Here is a 16,466-nt window from a genome sequence, read left to right on the forward strand (position 1 = left end):
TCCCGAACGCCAACCACTCGCTCGACGGGACCGACGCGATCGAGAGCATCACCGCGTTCCACGACGCGGTCCTCAGCAAGCGGCCGATGCCCGACTACGCCTGGGACGTGCGCGCGGACGGCGCCCTCGTCGTGCGGACGAAGGCCAAGCCCAGCGAAGTGCGGCTCTGGCAGGGGACCAACCCCAAGGCCCGCGACTTCCGCGTCGACACCATCGGCAAGAGCTTCACCAGCACCGTGCTGACGCCCCAGGCCGACGGCAGCTACGTGGGCGCCGTGCCGAAACCGGCGGCCGGCTTCACGGCCTATTTCGTCGAGCTCACGTTCCCGAGCGGCGGGAAATACCCGCTGAAGTTCACCACCGAGGTCCAGGTGATCCCGGACGTGCTGCCCTACCGCTGGGAGGACGCCAAGCCGATCACCAGGCCGCCCGGCTAGGGTCCAAGTGCAGCAAGTCAGCAGCTGCCGCAAAGCGGCTCGGTGCGAGCCCGCTCTGGGTTTCTGTGAACGTGACCCGTTTGCGACCTCGAAGTCAGTCCCGGCGCCCCTCGGATGAGGGCTTACCCAGTGCTATGCGTATACCGGGCAATTGGAACACTCCGAGGCGACTGCGTGGACAACCAGCTCGACAGGACCCTGGCCAGCCTGAAGGCGGAACCGCTCGACCGTCGGCTCGATCAGCTCGAGCCGGTGGTCTGGGGCCGTATCGAGGCGGTGCGGCAGGGGCGCGACACCGCCTCGCTCTTCCTGCCGGTGCGCGCCGCGGCCGTGGTTGCCGCCCTGGTCTTCGGCGTGGCCCTGGGCGGCGTCGGCGCCGGTGAGGCGCGCGCCGAGCGCCAGGAGGTGGCGGTGTTTTCCCTGGACGCCCGCCTGGCCCCGTCGACCCTGCTCGAAGGCCGTTGATGCGCATCTTCGGCCGTGGGCTGGCGCTCACCCTCATTCTGGCCGTGCTGGCGGGCGCGCTCGGCAGCTGGATCGGTGCGCGCTACCTCGTGCGGGCGCAACAGCCGCCGTCGCTGCATGTCTTCGTTCACGAAGAGCTGAAGCTTTCGCCGGCGCAGGAGCAGAAGCTCGAGGCCCTGGAAGCGGACTTCGCGGTGCGGCGTCGCGCGCGTGAAGCGCAGCTTCGGGCCGCCAACGCGGAACTGGCCGCGGCCATCCAGGCCCGCCACGAATATTCGCCGGAGGTGCAGGCCGCCGTCGAGCGCTTCCACCACGCGATGGGCGAGCTCCAGAAGGAGACAATCCTGCATGTGCTGAGCATGCGGAAGGTCCTGACCCCGGACCAGGCGGCCAAGTTCGACCGACGCATCGCCGAGGCGCTCACCGAAGAGACTCCGTGACACCGGCCGCCGAGGACAGCGACGCCGACCTGGTCGGCCGGGCGCTGGGCGGAGACGACCACGCCTTCACCCTGCTGATGCGGCGGCACAAGGCGGGCCTCTACCGCTTCGTGCGCCGCTACGTCGGCGACACCGATGCCGGCGTCGAGGTTGTGCAGGAGAGCTTCGTGGCCGCCTGGCGCGCGCTGCGACGCTTCGATGGCCGTCGGCCGTTCCCGGTCTGGCTGCGGGCCATAGCCTTGAACAAATGCCGCGACCGGGGACGCCGCCAGCTCGTGCGGCGGCTGGCGTTCGGCGACAAGGACGCGGAGTCCGCCGAGGCCCAGCGGTACGCCGATCCGACGCCGGACAGCGAGGCGCAGCTTGTCGACAAACAGCGCCGTGCGGCGCTTGACCGGGCCCTGGCCCGCCTGCCTGGCAAGCTCAAGGAGCCGCTGCTGCTCACCTATTTCGAGGACCTGTCGCAGCAGGAGGCCGCCGAGATCCTGGGCGTCAGTGTCAAGACCGTCGAAACACGCGTGTACCGCGCCCGGCGCCGGCTGGCCGAGCTCATCCGCGGTGACGAATAATGTGGGTCTGCTGAGGGGCCTGCGCGCCCGGCGCGTATGCCCTTGCGACCTTCCCGGTTGACCTTCACCCCATGGGAGGGCGCATCGCGACTGCGACGCCCTCCGACCAGGACCATCGATGCCCGCCCCCGCCATCCCCCTCGATCGACGCCGGCTTCTGCGCAGCGCCCTGGCGCTGGGCGGCGGTGCAGCGGCGCTGGCCCTGCTGCCCGGTTGGGCGCGAAGCGCCACCCCGGGACTGTCGGCTCCGCCGGCGCTCTCCGGCGAGGACATCCGCCTGACAATCGATCACGCGGCCCTGAAAGTGGACGGCCGGGCGGGCCACGCGATCGCGATCAACGGCACGGTTCCGGGTCCGCTGATCCGGCTGAAAGAAGGCCAGAACGTCCGGCTGCATGTGACCAACAACCTGGCGGAGGAAACGTCGATCCATTGGCACGGCCTGCTCGTGCCTTTCCAGATGGACGGCGTGCCGGGGGTCAGCTTCCCGGGCATCAAACCGGGCGAGACCTTCGTCTACGAGTTCCCGGTCATCCAGAGCGGGACCTACTGGTACCACAGCCATTCGGGCCTTCAGGAGCCGGTGGGCCACTACGCGCCGATCGTGATCGATCCCAAGGGCGCCGACCCCGTGGCGTACGACCGCGAGCATGTGCTGGTGCTGTCCGACTACAGCTTCACGCACCCGCACACGATCTTCCAGCGGCTGAAGGGCCAGGGCGGGTTCTTCAACTTCCAGAAGCAGACGGTGGCCGGCCTGCTCGCGGGCAAGGACCAGACGCTGGCCGAGCGGATCGAGTGGGCGAAGATGCGGATGGATCCCACCGACATCTCCGACGTCACTGGCGCCGCCTACAAGTTCCTGATCAACGGCCACGGCGTCGACGACAACTGGACCGGTCTGTTCACCCCGGGGGAACGAGTGCGGCTGCGGTTCGTGAACGCCGCCGCCCAGACGATCTTCAACGTCCGCATCCCAGGCCTGAAGCTGACCGTGGTGGCGTCGGACGGCCAGAACGTCCGGCCGGTCGAAGTGGACGAGTTCCAGATCGGCAACGCCGAGACCTACGACGTGATCGTCCAGCCGACGGCGGACCAGGCCTACACCATCGTCTCGGAGGCCGTGGACCGCTCGGGCCTGGGCCGCGCGACGCTCGCGCCGCGGCCGGGCATGAGCGCCGCCGTGCCGGCGCTGCGGGAGCGGCCCCTGGCGACCATGAAGGACATGGGCATGGACCATGCATCCATGGGCGGCGACACGGGCGGGGCCGACCACGCGGCCATGGGCCATGGAGCGCCCGCCTCCGCCGCGCCTCCGGGCATGGCGCCGCCGCGGAAGCGCGGCTCGGATGTGATGGGCGACATGGGTGGCATGCAGATGAGCATGATGGACCCGCGCAACGCCCCGCAGGTGAAGTTGGGTCCGGGCGTGCAGATGATCGCGCCGATGACCAGCGACCGCACGGGAGAGCCGGGCCAGGGCCTGGAGAGCGTCGGCCACCGGGTGCTGGTCTACAAGGACCTGATCGCGCTGGAGCCCAATCCGGATACACGACCGCCGTCCCGCGAGATGGAGATCCGCCTCACCGGCAACATGGAGCGCTTCATGTGGGGCTTCGACGGCCGGAAATTCAGCGAGAAGCCGCCGCCCTACACGCTGCGGGCCGGCGAGCGGGTGCGGGTGACCCTGGTCAACGACACCATGATGACCCACCCGATCCACCTGCACGGCCACTTCTTCGAGCTCGTGCACGGGCCGGTGGGCCACATGCCCCGCAAGCACACTGTGAACGTGCTGCCGGGCGGGAAGGTGACGTTCGACGTCACCGGGGAGGCCGGCGACTGGGCCTTCCACTGCCACATGCTCTACCACATGCACGCCGGCATGTTTCAGGTGTTCGCGGTGCGTCCGTTCCCCGGAGCCGCCGCATGAGCCGCCTCGTCCTCGCGGCCCTGGCGCCGGCGCTGATCGGAACGGCCGCCATGGCCCAGACCCCCGACCCGCACGCCGGGCACGCCATGCCGGCCAAGCCGGCGCAAGCCGCCGATCCGCATGCCGGACACACCATGCCGGCGAAGCCGGGACCGGCCTCTGACCCCCACGCGGGCCATGCGATGCCCGCAGCGCCCGCCGATCCGCACGCGGGACATGCCATGCCGGCGAGTCCCGGGGCCGCGCCGGCGATGACCGGAGCCCAGCTGACGGTGGGGGACGCGCCCGCGCCGCAGCCGCCGACAGATCACCTGGCGGACGCCGTGTACGGTCGCACGTCCATGGATCGCGCGCGGGATGTCCTGCGGCTCGAGCATGGCGGCGCGCGGCTGTCGAAGACGATGATCGACGTTCTGGAGGTGCGACCGGACAAGGGGCCCGACGGCTACGCCTGGGAGGGCGAGTTCCGCTACGGCGGCGACGTCAACCGGCTGGTCGTTAAGTCCGAGGGCGAGGGCGCGTTCGGCGAGCACCTGGAGGAGGCCGAGATCCAGGCGCTCTATTCGCGCGCGATCGGGCCGAACTTCGACCTGCAGGCTGGCGTCCGCCAGGACTTCCAGCCGCGGCCTCGCCGCACCTACGCCACTGTCGGCGTCGAAGGCCTGGCCCCCTACTGGTTCGAGGTGGAGGGTGCGCTCTTCCTGTCGAACAAGGGCGACGTCTCGGCGCGCTTCGAGGGCTCGTACGATCTGCGGTTCACCCAGCGCCTGATCCTGGAGCCGCGGGTCGAGGTGAACCTCGAGGCGCAGGACGTGCCTGAACTCGGCGTCGGCGCCGGCCTCAGCGACGCCGAGGTGGGTCTGCGGCTGCGCTACGAGATCCGCCGGGAGTTTGCCCCCTATGTGGGCGTCCACTACGAGCGGAAGTTCGGCGACACGGCCGACTTCGCCCGCGCCGCCGGCGAGGATCGCGACGACCTGCGGGTCGTCCTCGGCGTCCGCGCCTGGTTCTGACATCCAAGTTCTAGTTGAGGAGTCTACCCGTGAAGCTCGTTCTCGCGTCGCTGGCCGCCCTGGCCCTGTCCACCACAGCCGTCGCCCAGGATCACGCCGGCCACGGCCAGCCCTCTGCCGCCGCGGCCACAGTCACCGGCACGGGCGTGGTGAAGAAGATCGACGCCAAGGCCGGCACGGTCACCATCGACCACGGCCCGATCAAGGCGCTGAACTGGGGCGCGATGACCATGCCCTTCAAGGTCTCCGACGCCAGCCTGCTGAGCGGCCTGAAGGTCGGCGCCAAGGTGAGCTTCCAGCTGAAGGATCAGCGGATCGTCGCCATCAAGGCGATGTAGCCGCGGCACGGGCTACGTCGCCGCCACGTCGTGCGGATTGCGCGGCGGCGCACGCCATTCCTCGTCACCGAGCCCCTCGCAACCCCATCCCCGGACTTCGAAAAGAAGGTGTCGCAAATCTGAGGGGTGGGGCCGTGCGGTGCGTATCTGCCTTCGACGGGATTTCCTTGGCCCGCGCCCCTCGCGTTTTGTGCGAAGCGAACGGAAAATCAACTCGCGCGCTCGGAAAGTATCCGTGCGTGTGTTTTCGCGCGCAGTCGCGAAACGTAGCGCTGTCGAGCCGATGAATATCAATATCGTCTCGTCGAGACGCGACTACTAGTTGTATCTATTGACGCCTGAGAGCGTCGCCTTAGTGAGATTTGTTCTTAGGCAGAGGCCGCCTATAAAAGAACCGAACGCAGCACCTGACGTGAATCTTTAGGGCAGGTGAAAAAAGCCGGAAAATCTCTTCAAAGACCAAAATCTGGGTCTGGATTTTTCGAATCGACCCAAGTGTCGCCTGTAGACCGCGCGTAGGACGCGTTCTCGCGCAAGAACATGCCTCCCGAAATGACCAATTATGTATATACATGACTTGACGGGCTACCCTCCCTGGCCGGACTAGACCCCGCGGATTTCAGCTCGAAACGAGCAGGTCGGGCAGCGCCCCGGCGCCGAAAGAGGGGTATTTTGATGAACCGGATTTCGAAGCGGCGGCTGTTCGCCAGCGCCTGCGTCACCCTGGCGCTCACCGCCACAGCGGCCCAGGCCGCCGACGACGCGGCGGCCGATGTTGGCGAGGTGGTGGTCACCGGCAGCCGCATCAAGCGCACCGACATCACCGGCGTCGGTCCGGCCACGGTGGTCACGGAGGAAGCCATCGCCCGCACGGGCGTGGCGAACGTCGAGACCATCCTTCAGCGCCTGCCGGCCTCGGCCGGCAACGCCGGCGGCCAGACCAACGCCTACTGGACCGGCAACGGCTACGGCACCGCCCAGGTGAACCTGCGGGGCATGGGCATCAATCGCACGCTGGTGCTCCTGAACGGCCGCCGCGTGGTCTACGGCGGCACCGGCGCCAACAGCGCGGTGGACCTGAACACCATCCCTGCCGCCATCATCGGCCGCATCGACGTGCTGAAGGACGGCGCCTCGGCGATCTACGGCGCCGACGCCGTAGCGGGCGTCGTCAACATCGTCACCCGCAACGACTTCGAGGGCGTCCAGGTCACCGGCAAGTACGGGGTCACCGACGAGGGCGACGGCGAGGAGTACACCGGTGACCTCCTGTGGGGCCTGCGCGGCGAGCGCGGCGGCTTCACGGCGGCGGTGAACTACCAGAAGACCAAGCCGGTCAACATGGCCGACCGCGAGCCCTGCGGCCTGGGCGAAGTCGGCGGGCGGTTGGTCTGCGTGGGCAGCGCCTCGACCATCGGCGGCCGCGCCGTGCTGCCGAACGGCCAGCAGATCAACTTCAACCAGACGCCGGGTGGCGACGGCAACTTCTTCGAGCCGTACAGCGCGGCCAAGCACAACTTCAATTCCAACCCGTTCCTGAACGCGGTCAGCGCCATCGAGCGGATCAGCGTGGGCGTGTTCGGGGACTACGACCTGACGGACGACGTGGAGTTGTTCGGCGAGTTCATGTTCACGAACCGCGAGAGCCACCAGATCGCCACGCCCGGCACGCTGCGAAACCTCGTCATCCCGGCCGCCAACCGGACCAACCCCACCGGCCAGCAGATCACTCTCATCCAGCGCCGCCTGGCGGAGCCGGGTCCCCGACAGTTCTTCCAGGAAACCGATACCTGGCGGATCGTTGGCGGCCTGCGCGGCAAGTTTGCGGACGACTGGACCTGGGAAGTCGCCGGCAACTGGGGCAAGACCACCGGCGTCGACGGTTCCACCAACATCGCCAACCTGCAGCGCGTGGGCGAGACGCTGGCGGCCTGCCTTCCCGGCGCGACCACGACCGCGCCCTGCGGCGACTACCTGGGCGCCGGCGACCTGACGCCCCAGGTGCTGAACTACATCCTGGCGACCACCCGCGACACCGGCGGCAACGAGCAGAAGAGCGTCACCGCCGACATCACCGGCACGTTGTTCCAGCTGCCGGCCGGGCCCCTGGCGGTCGCTGCGGGCGCCGTCTACCGCGAGGAAGTGGGCTACCGGAACCCGGACGCCCTGACCGTGCTCGGCGTCGCCAACACCAACCAGCAGAGCCCGATCCGCGGCGAGGTGAAGACCAAGGAAGCCTATGCCGAGCTATCGGCGCCGCTGCTGGCGGACATGCCGATGGTCCAGCGCCTCGAACTGAACGCCGCTGCACGCTACTCCGACTACAATCTGTTCGGTGACAACTGGACCTACAAGCTTGGTCTCGACTGGACGGTGATGGACGGTCTTCGCCTGCGGGCCACCTACGGCACCGGCTTCCGGATCCCCAGCGTGCCCGAACTGTTCGGCGGTGTGGCCGAGGGCAACCTGACCACCACCGACCCGTGCAGCCGCTACTCCACCAGCACCAACGCCACGCTGGTGGCCAACTGCCGCGCCTCCGGCGTGCCGGTCGGCTACGTGCAGCTGGGCAACACGGTGCTCACCACGGTGGGTGGCAATCAGAACCTGCAGCCTGAGAAGTCGAAGAACCTGACGCTGGGGGTGGTGTTCCAGCCGACCTACGTCCCGGGCCTTTCGGTGACGGTCGACTACTTCGACATCAAGATCGAGGACGCCATCCGGAACATCCCGGGCTCGACGAAGCTCGCGGTCTGCTACGCCAGCGCAAACCTGTCCCACCCGTTCTGCGCCCCGACCCAGTTCCGGCGCAGCCCGCTGACCGGCGAGGTCAACTTCCTCTCGTCCCAGCCGACCAACGCCGGCAAGGAAGTGATGAAGGGCGTCGACTTCGGGGTGCGCTACACCTTCGACGTCCGCGGCCTGCGCGCCGACGTGGACTGGAACACTACCTACCTCGCGAAGTACGAGATCACCCCGTTCCTGGGGGCCGACCCGATCGTCTTCGACGGCCGCATCGGCGGCGGCAACGGCGGCTATCCGCACTGGCGCTCCAACGCGGCGTTCAGCCTGTCGGATGTCAATTGGAGCGCGACCTGGTCGGTGCAGATGATCGGCAAGGCGAAGGACTTCAATGCCGCGCCGACCGCCATCGGCTCGCGCACGTCGAACGTCTTCTACCACTTCGTGCAGGCGTCCTACCGCGTCAACGAGAAGGCCAGCATCGCCGTCGGCGTGGACAACGTCTTCGACAAGGATGCGCCCTTCATCCAGAGCTGGACCGACGCCAACACCGACACCATGACCTACGACCTGCTCGGTCGTAGGGGCTATTTGCGCCTGCAGTACACGTTCTAGGCCGCCGCGGGCGCCGGCCGGCCCCACTCCCTGGCCGGCGCACGCGCACTGTTTGAGAGGATCCGATGCGCTGGCCAGCCCTTGCGCGGACAACCCACAAGTGGATCGCCCTGGTCGTGGCGATCCAGGCCGTCTTCTGGACCCTCAGCGGGGTCTACATGACGGCCGTCCACATCGACATCATTCACGGTGACCGCCTGGTGAAGGCGCCGCCGGTCCAGCCGCTGCCGCTGGCGGGCCTCGTGGAACCGGCCCATCTCGCCCACCTGGCGCCAGGGCTGAAGTCGGCGCGCCTCGAGAGCCAACTCGGCCAACCCGTCTATGTGGTGGACGCCGAGGGCGGCAAGGCGCTGTTCGACGCCCGCACCGGCGAGAAGCTGTCGCCGCTGGGTGAGGCCCAGGCCCGGGCGCGCGCCAAGGCGCTGTTCGCTGAGGAGGGCGACGTCGTCAGCGCCGAGTTCATCACCAAGGCGCCGCTCGAGGTGCAGACCCGGCCCGTGCCGCTGTGGCGGGTCGAGTTCGAAGGCGCCTGGCGGCCGACCTTCTACATCTCTCCCTACACCGGGGAGCTGGTCACGCGCCGACACGACCTGTGGCGCACCTTCGATTTCGTCTGGATGTTCCACATCATGGACTACGACGACCGCCAGGACGTGAACAATCCGCTGATCCGGATCTTGACTTGGATGGCCGTGGCCACCGCCGCCTCGGGCGGCTGGCTCCTCATCTACAGCTTCCGCCGCAAGCGCCGCGTGCGCAAAGCCGCCGCTTGAGGACCCGCGCATGTTCCTGATCCGCTGGCTCCACAAGTGGTTCGGCCTCGTCCTCGGCCTGCAGTTCCTGTTGTGGGCGGGCAGCGGCGCGGTCATGGCGCTGCTCGACCACCACGAGGTGTCCGCCGAGCATGCGGTGCTGCCCATCGCCCAGCCGGCATCGCCGCAGCAACCCCTGGCCCTGGCACAGGTCGCCGAGCAGGTCGGTGCGCCCATCGTGACGCTGCAGCTGAAGCCGCTGTTCGACAGCTACGTCTACGAGGCCACGACGCCGCTCGGTGTGCGGCTGCTGGACGCCACGACCGGCGCTCCGATCGAGATCGACGCGGCCCGGGCCAAGTCGCTCGCGGTGGCGCGCTACGCCGGGAGCGAGCCTGTGCGGAGCGTCACCCATGTCGCCGAGACGACGCTGGAGACCCGCGACGTCGCCCTGCCGGTCTGGCGGGTGGAGCTCGCCGACAAGGACCGCACGACCCTGCTCGTGTCCGCGAAGACCGGCGAGCTGCTCGGGACTAAGAACGACACCTGGCGGCTCTGGGACATCGCCTGGATGCTGCACATCATGGACTACGGCGAGCGCCAGAGCTTCAACCACCCGCTGATCATCACCGTCGGGACGGGGGCGGCCTGGCTGGCGCTCAGTGGCCTCATCCTGCTGTTCCGCAGCTTCCGGCGTTCCGACGTGGCCTGGGTGCTGGATCCCCTCGAGGCGTACCGCGCGCGGCGTGGGGCGAAGCCCAGCCGCGCCGCGCCTCAGAGCGCTCGGACGGATCTGCGCGGCGAGTCATAATTCGTCGGCGCGTTCGAGGGGACCCATGACGAAGCTCAAGGACGCCACGCTCCACAAGCGGATTCGCACGGAGATCTCGGAGCGCATCCTCTCGGGCGCCTGGCCGCCCGGCCACCGGATCCCGTTCGAGCATGAGCTGATGGCCGAGTACGGCTGCTCGCGGATGACCGTGAACAAGGCCCTGGCGCCGCTCGCCGAGAGCGGGCTGATCGTGCGCCACCGGAAGACCGGGTCCTTCGTTTCGCGTCCCCGAATCCACTCCGTCGTGCTCGCCATCCCGGATATCCCCGCGGAGGTCACCGGCCGGGGAGAGCCCTACCTCTATGAGCTGCTGTCCCGCACGGCGCGCCGCGCCACGCCCCGCGAGATGGAGGAGCTGGGGCTGGAACAGGCCGTCCCAGTGCTCGCGCTGAAATGCCTCCATCGGGCGAGCGGCCGGCCCTTCGCGCTCGAGGAGCGCGTCATCAATTTGAAGGCCGTGCCGGAAGCCAAGGCCGTCGACTTCGCCCGCACCGCGCCCGGCAGCTGGCTTCTCGGGCACGTGCCCTGGACCGAGGCAGAGCACCGGATCAGCGCCGCCAACGCGCCGCGCAGCGTGGCCGGCCTGCTGGCCATCCAATCCGAGGCCGCCTGCCTCGTGCTCGAGCGCCGGACCTGGCGGGGCGACGACAAGATCACCCATGTCCGACTGACCTTCCCAGGCGACGCCTACGACCTTGTGGCCCGGTTCTCCCCGCAAGGAAGTCCCGCGCCGGGCGCCTAGCCGTCAGAACTCGGCGACTTGCAGGTCCCGGCCGGAGCTGAAGCGCGAGAGCCTGTAGGGGAGGGGATCCACGATCGGTGGCGCCCCCGTCGCAATGTCGGCGACCAGCCGGCCGACGCCCGGACCGATACCGAAGCCGTGACCGCTGAAGCCCGCAGCCAGGATGAGGCCCGGCGAGGGCGTTTCGCTGATGACCGGTACGCCATCCGGCGTGCTGTCGACATAGCCGGCCCAGGCGCCGACGATGGGCGCCGTTCCAAGCGCCGGGACGAGCGCGGCCGCCCGCTGCTGGGTCAGTCTGACGGCGCTCTGGTCCACCTTCGGGTCGAGGATCCTCATGCTCTCCATGGGCGTCGGTCGATCGAGGCGCCAGCGGGATAGGCCCTCATGACCTGAACGCATGCCCTCCAACCCACCCGGCGAGAGATTTCGCCAGCGGCGGAAGAACATCGGCACGAACTCCCGATGGAAGCGAAGGAACTGCGACGTCGGATCGACGCGGGCGCGACCGCTGATCGCCAGCGTGTGGCAGCCCTCGCCCCGGCGGGTGATCGACACCGACTTGCTGAAGAAGGCGTCGGGCAGCGCCAGATCGCCGGTCCCGACGGCCATGATCGTCTGCCGGACCGCCGCCTGCGGGAAGCGGACGCCGAGCTGGTGGCAGAAGGATGACGCCCAGGCGCCGCCGGCCATGATCACCAGCCGCGTTCGAATTGTGCCCTTCTCGGTGACGACGGCGCTCACCGCCCCGCCGTGGGTCTCGATCCCGCGCGCCGCGCACGATTGGTGGACCGTGCCGCCCAGCTTCGTCAGCGCCTTGGCCGCCGCCGGAGCGGCTAGGGCGGGGTTGGCGATGCCGTCGGTCGGCGAGTACACGCCGCCGCGGAAACGCTGGCCGGTGAACGCGGCGCGCGCGGTCGCCTCCTCGCTGCTCAGCATGCTGGTGGAGACGCCTACGGTGCGTGCGAACTCGCCCCAGCGCGCCCAGCCCGCGAGCTCTTCCTCGTTGTTGCTGGCGTAGAAGAGCCCGCATCGGCGAAAGCCGGTGTCTTCCCCGCTGTCGGCGGAGAACTGTTCCCACAGGTCCAGGCTCCTGGTGGAGATCGGCAGTTCCCGCGCGTCGCGGTTCTGTTGCCGGCACCAACCCCAGTTGCGGCTCGACTGCTCGCCGCCGACGACGCCCTTCTCGACGAGCGCCACCTTCAGCCCCGCCTTCGCGAGATAGTAGGCGGAGAACGCGCCGGCGACCCCGGCCCCGATCACGACCGCATCGGCTTCGGCGGGTAGATCGGGTGACGATTCGATCAGACGCAGCGGCGCTGGCACGACAACATCTCTCCTAAAGCGGCGCTGGGGCGAAGCCCAGGATGGCCTTGGTCTCGAGGTATTCCTCGAAGCCGAAGACCCCGTATTCCCGGCCGTTGCCCGATCGCTTGTACCCGCCGAACGGCGCGTGGGCGTCCCAGGCCGGCTGGTTGAGGTGGACCTGGCCGGTGCGGATCCTCAGCGCGACCGCGCGGGCCTGCTCGACATCCGCGCCCTGGACATGCCCGCCCAGGCCAAAAACGGTGTCGTTGGCGATGGCCACCGCCTCGTCCACGTCGTCGTACGGCATGATGCACAGCACGGGGCCGAAGATCTCTTCCTGTGCGATCCGCATGGCGCCGGTCACACCCGAGAAGATCGTCGGGCGCACGTAGAAGCCGCGATCGTGTCCGTGCGGTCGCCCCGGCCCGCCGCAGACCAGGGAAGCGCCGCCGGCGATGCCCATCTCGATCATCGCCTGGACGCGATCGAACTGGGCGCGATTGGCGATGGGCCCCAGGACGGTCCTGTCGTCGAGGGGGTCGCCCACGGTGATCGCCTGCGCGGTCGCGCGGGCGATCGCCTCGACCTCGGCCAGCTTCCAGCGGGGTACGATCATGCGGGTGGGCGCGCTGCACGACTGGCCGACATTCCGGAACGCGGCCATCACCCCGAGAGGAACCACGCGCGGGAAATCCGCATCGGGCAGCAGGACATTCGGGGACTTCCCCCCCAACTCCTGGGTCACCCGCTTGACCGTCGGCGCGGCCGCCTGCGCGACAAGCGCGCCGGCGCGGTTCGAACCCGTGATCGAGATCATGTCGATATCGGGATGCCCGGCCATGGCCGCACCGATCTCCACGCCGGTCCCGTTCACGAGGTTGAACACGCCGGGCGGCGCGCCTGCATCGTGGACGATCTGCGCGAACATCAAGGCGCTGAGCGGCGCCAGCTCGCTGGGCTTCAGCACGACCGTGCACCCCGCGGCCAGCGCGGGGGCGACCTTGGCGGTGATCTGGTACAGCGGCCAGTTCCAGGGGGTGATGAGGCCGCACACGCCGATCGGTTCGCGGACGATCGCGGTCGTGCCGCGCAGGGTGAGGAACTGATAATCGGCGAGCACCTCGATCGCGGCGCGGATGTGCGCAGCGGCCAGCGGCACATGCGCCGCACGGGCATGGCTTATCGCCGCCCCCATCTCGCGCGCGAGGGTCTGCGCCAGCGGCTCCGCCCGCTCGAGCATCAGCCCATGGATGCGCTCGAGGAGCGCTAATCGTTCCGATACCGGTGACGCCGCGAAGGCCGGGAAAGCCTCGCGCGCGGCTGCGACGGCTCGGTCGAGGTCACTGGCTCGACCGGCCGCCACCTCGGCGATCACCGTTTCCCGCGCAGGATCGACGACGGGCAGCATCTCGGCGCTGGAGACCGGGCGCCAGGCGCCGGCGATGTAGGCGCAGTCGTGCGCCTTGGTCGCGACGCCGTCGGCGTCAGTCGCTGTCTTCATCGTCCGGGCTCCCGAGGTTCCCATCGACTACCAACCCCGCATCCGCGGCCATGTCCCGACGACGTCGCGGCTGCCGGTCTGGACCACTTGATAGGCGTCGTGTTGCGCCCCGGTCGCGCAGGCGTAGTTGGGCAGGATGCGGACTCGGTCGCCGATCGCGAGCGCCGGCAGCGCCGCGCCAATGCCCGGACGCACCGTGATGATCCCATGTTCCTGGCTGGCGTCGTCGACGATCAGGTCGGGCCAGGGCTTGCCGTCGATGTCGCAAACCAGACCGTAACCCACGAGGGCCCGCGTCTCGACCGTGTCGAGCTTCGCGCGTTCCGTCTGAGCCGGCCGCTGGAGCAAGGTCCTGGTCATTCAAGTTTCCCGAGAGGCGCGCGCGGGCCGCCGGCGGGTCGCCGCCGAGCTTCTCTATTAGGCCAGCCCTGGCTCGCAACATCTCCTGTATGTCGTCGAGCCGCGATGGCGTCGTGCGGTGGCGTGGGGTCGCAGCGACATTTCCTGCCGCTTCGACCTCTAGTCGATGTCGACGATCGACCGGATGGCGAACTGCGACACCAACCGCTGGACGCCAGGGAGCCGCGCGAGCGTGTCCCGGTGCACGCGCTCGAAGCTGTCGTCCGAACGCACGGGGACTTTCAGCAGGTAGTCGGACTCGCCGCTCATCAGGTGCGCCTCGGCGATGTCGGGGTTGCGGCGGATGGCGTCCTCGAAGCGGGAGAGCGTCTCCTGCGCCTGGTCCTTCAGCGTCACCGAGACGAAGACGATGGTTGGATTGCCTCGCGCGGCGGCCGAGAGGCGGGCGCGGTAACCGCTGATGTAGCCCGCCTCTTCGAGCAGCTTCACGCGCCGATGCGCGGCCGAGGGCGAGAGGCCGATGCGCTCGCCCAGGCGGACGGCGGTCACGTCGCTGTCGGTGCTGAGCGCCTGGAGGATCTTGCGGTCGAGGGGATCAAGTTGGGATTCCATCCTTCAAAAATAGCATATCTTCGTAGGAACTCTCGCAGATGGATAGTTGAACGCCGATCTTTCGGACCCTTCTGCAGGCCCTCGGCCGTATCCTCCCGGGCCTAAATCGCCCGCCAGGAGGAAACCATGCGGATCGGCGTTCCCAAGGAGATCAAGGTTCACGAATACCGCGTCGGCCTGACGCCCGAGGCGGTGGGCGAGCTGACGGCTCGCGGCTTCCCCGTGATCGTGCAGGCGGGCGCCGGCGCGGGCGTCGACTTCTCGGACGACGATTACCGCGCCGCGGGCGCCGAGATCGTGGCCGACGCCAAGAGCGTGTTCGACGCGAGCGACATGATTGTGAAGGTCAAGGAGCCGCAGCTCCACGAGTGCGCCATGCTGCGCCCGGACCACACCCTCTTCACCTACCTGCACCTGGCGGCCGACAAGCCCCAGGCCGAGGCCCTGCTCGCCTCGGGCGCTACCTGCATCGCCTATGAGACCGTCACCGACGACAAGGGCGGCCTGCCGCTGCTGCGGCCGATGTCGGAGGTCGCCGGCCGGATGAGCGTCCAGGTGGGCGCGCACTACCTCGAGAAGGCCCAGGGCGGCCGCGGTGTCCTGCTGGGCGGCGTGCCGGGCGTGAAGCCGGGCAAGGTGGCGATCCTGGGCGGCGGCGTGGCCGGCGTCCACGCGGCCGAGATGGCGCTGGGCCTGCGCGCCGACGTCACGGTCTACGACATCTCCACCACCCGCCTGGCCGAGTTGGACGCCCAGTTCGAGGGCCGCGTGAAGACTGCCTTCGCCTCGAAGGCCGCGGTCGCCCAGGCGATCACGGAAGCCGAACTGGTGATCGGCGCGGTCCTGATCCCCGGCGCCTCGGCGCCGAAGCTGGTCACCCGCGAGATGCTGAAGACGATGAAGCGCGGCTCGGTGCTGGTGGATATCGCCATCGACCAGGGCGGCTGCTTCGAGACCTCGCGCGCCACGACGCACGACAATCCGGTCTTCGTCGAGGAAGGCGTGATCCACTACTGCGTGGCCAACATGCCGGGCGCGGTGGCGCGGACCAGCACGCTGGCGCTCAACAACGCCACCCTGCCGTTCGTCATCCACCTGGCTGAGCAAGGGACCGAGCGCGCGCTCGAGACCTCAGCGCACCTGATGGGCGGCCTCAACGTCGCCCGCGGGGCCGTCCGCCACGCCGCCGTCGCCGAGGCATTGGACCTCCCGTTCGCGGCCTAACGCTCAGGACCTGGGTGGCTGGGCGTAGTGGCGGATGTGCCGCCGTGCGAGCGGCCGCGCCTGGATCCCCAAGCAAAGCAAAAGTCCGACAAATGCGATTGACAAGGCCCCTTAGATTGATAGCGCTACCATAGACGGCGCCTGAAGTCGCCGGCAGGGGGATCCGGCGATGCGGCGGAGCGGTTGGAAAGCGCTGGTGTGTTCCGCCCTTCTGATGGCCTCCGGCGCTGGGGCGGCGGAGGCGCCGTCGAAGCGGGAGGTCCGCGCCATCACGGTGAACGTCGATGGCCCGACCGTCCCTCGCAACCGCATGGCGCAGTTTTCGGTCGGCTCGGACTACCCGGGGACCCTGATCCGTGAGGAGAGCCTGGCGCAACTGCGGACGGTGAGCGAGGAGCTCGGGTTCCGCTACATCCGCTTCCACGACATCTTCCACGACGAAATGGGTGTCTACCGGGAGGTGGATGGGCGGCCGGTGTACGATTTCACCCGCATCGACCACCTGTACGATCGCCTGCTCGCCATGGGCGTCAAGCCGTTCATCGAGCTGGGCTGGACGCCCTCGGCGATGAAGACCTCAGAC

At 68.8% G+C, this 16,466-nt stretch carries 17 protein-coding genes; 13 read left to right on the top strand and 4 right to left on the bottom strand.

All coding sequences use genetic code 11. The features are described from left to right. From VGD44_RS04685 to hutC, 11 genes are all read left to right on the top strand, one after another. Window positions 1-437: PhoPQ-activated protein PqaA family protein (locus VGD44_RS04685; protein WP_331084380.1), on the top strand; the 437-nt coding region annotated here is incomplete at its 5' end. A 174-nt stretch (window positions 438-611) separates the two neighbouring features. Further along, complete coding sequence (locus tag VGD44_RS04690) at window positions 612-902, top strand: hypothetical protein (RefSeq protein WP_331084382.1); 291 nt, start codon at window positions 612-614, stop codon at window positions 900-902. Then, a complete protein-coding gene (locus tag VGD44_RS04695; protein ID WP_331084384.1) occupies window positions 902-1,342 on the top strand; it encodes a Spy/CpxP family protein refolding chaperone in 441 nt (146 codons plus the stop codon). Before VGD44_RS04690 ends, VGD44_RS04695 begins: the two co-directional genes overlap by 1 nt. Then, a complete protein-coding gene (locus VGD44_RS04700) occupies window positions 1,339-1,911 on the top strand; it encodes an RNA polymerase sigma factor (RefSeq protein WP_331084386.1) in 573 nt (190 codons plus the stop codon). Before VGD44_RS04695 ends, VGD44_RS04700 begins: the two co-directional genes overlap by 4 nt. A gap of 118 nt (window positions 1,912-2,029) precedes the next feature. Next, on the top strand, window positions 2,030-3,844 hold the full coding sequence (locus VGD44_RS04705) for a copper resistance system multicopper oxidase (protein WP_331084388.1): 1,815 nt from the start codon (window positions 2,030-2,032) through the stop codon (window positions 3,842-3,844). Continuing rightward, a complete protein-coding gene (locus VGD44_RS04710) occupies window positions 3,841-4,857 on the top strand; it encodes a copper resistance protein B (RefSeq protein WP_331084390.1) in 1,017 nt (338 codons plus the stop codon). Before VGD44_RS04705 ends, VGD44_RS04710 begins: the two co-directional genes overlap by 4 nt. A 29-nt stretch (window positions 4,858-4,886) precedes the next feature. Further along, window positions 4,887-5,195 (top strand): copper-binding protein, encoded by a 309-nt coding sequence (locus tag VGD44_RS04715; protein ID WP_331084392.1) that lies wholly within the window; start codon window positions 4,887-4,889, stop codon window positions 5,193-5,195. A 675-nt stretch (window positions 5,196-5,870) separates the two neighbouring features. Further along, entirely contained in the window at window positions 5,871-8,552 is a 2,682-nt protein-coding gene (locus VGD44_RS04720; RefSeq protein WP_331084394.1) for a TonB-dependent receptor, read from the top strand. A gap of 65 nt (window positions 8,553-8,617) precedes the next feature. Beyond that, the gene (locus VGD44_RS04725; protein WP_331084396.1) at window positions 8,618-9,325 is read left to right on the top strand and encodes a PepSY domain-containing protein; all 708 of its coding nucleotides are present in this window, start codon (window positions 8,618-8,620) and stop codon (window positions 9,323-9,325) included. 10 nt (window positions 9,326-9,335) lie between these two features. Next, complete coding sequence (locus tag VGD44_RS04730; RefSeq protein ID WP_331084398.1) at window positions 9,336-10,115, top strand: PepSY domain-containing protein; 780 nt, start codon at window positions 9,336-9,338, stop codon at window positions 10,113-10,115. A 25-nt stretch (window positions 10,116-10,140) separates the two neighbouring features. Then, on the top strand, window positions 10,141-10,878 hold the full coding sequence (hutC, locus tag VGD44_RS04735; protein ID WP_331084400.1) for a histidine utilization repressor: 738 nt from the start codon (window positions 10,141-10,143) through the stop codon (window positions 10,876-10,878). A 3-nt stretch (window positions 10,879-10,881) separates the two neighbouring features. Here the strand turns inward: hutC and VGD44_RS04740 are convergent, their stop codons facing one another. The 4 genes from VGD44_RS04740 to VGD44_RS04755 form a co-directional block, all read right to left on the bottom strand. Next, entirely contained in the window at window positions 10,882-12,204 is a 1,323-nt protein-coding gene (locus VGD44_RS04740) for an FAD-binding oxidoreductase (protein WP_331084402.1), read from the bottom strand. A 13-nt stretch (window positions 12,205-12,217) separates the two neighbouring features. Further along, the gene (locus tag VGD44_RS04745) at window positions 12,218-13,687 is read right to left on the bottom strand and encodes an aldehyde dehydrogenase family protein (RefSeq protein WP_331084404.1); all 1,470 of its coding nucleotides are present in this window, start codon (window positions 13,685-13,687) and stop codon (window positions 12,218-12,220) included. Window positions 13,688-13,714: 27 nt separating this feature from the next. Further along, window positions 13,715-14,047, bottom strand: coding sequence for a hypothetical protein (locus tag VGD44_RS04750; RefSeq protein ID WP_331084406.1), 333 nt, complete (start codon window positions 14,045-14,047; stop codon window positions 13,715-13,717). A 159-nt stretch (window positions 14,048-14,206) separates the two neighbouring features. After that, window positions 14,207-14,659, bottom strand: coding sequence for an Lrp/AsnC family transcriptional regulator (locus VGD44_RS04755; RefSeq protein ID WP_331084408.1), 453 nt, complete (start codon window positions 14,657-14,659; stop codon window positions 14,207-14,209). A gap of 126 nt (window positions 14,660-14,785) precedes the next feature. On the opposite strand from VGD44_RS04755, the gene ald reads away from it, so the two are divergent. Continuing rightward, window positions 14,786-15,883, top strand: coding sequence for an alanine dehydrogenase (gene ald / locus VGD44_RS04760; RefSeq protein WP_331084410.1), 1,098 nt, complete (start codon window positions 14,786-14,788; stop codon window positions 15,881-15,883). 196 nt (window positions 15,884-16,079) lie between these two features. Then, window positions 16,080-16,466, top strand: a 387-nt coding sequence (locus VGD44_RS04765; protein WP_414694614.1) for a GH39 family glycosyl hydrolase, incomplete at its 3' end; no start/stop codon positions are given.

The organism is Phenylobacterium sp. (genome assembly GCF_036402295.1).
GTDB lineage: Bacteria > Pseudomonadota > Alphaproteobacteria > Caulobacterales > Caulobacteraceae > Phenylobacterium.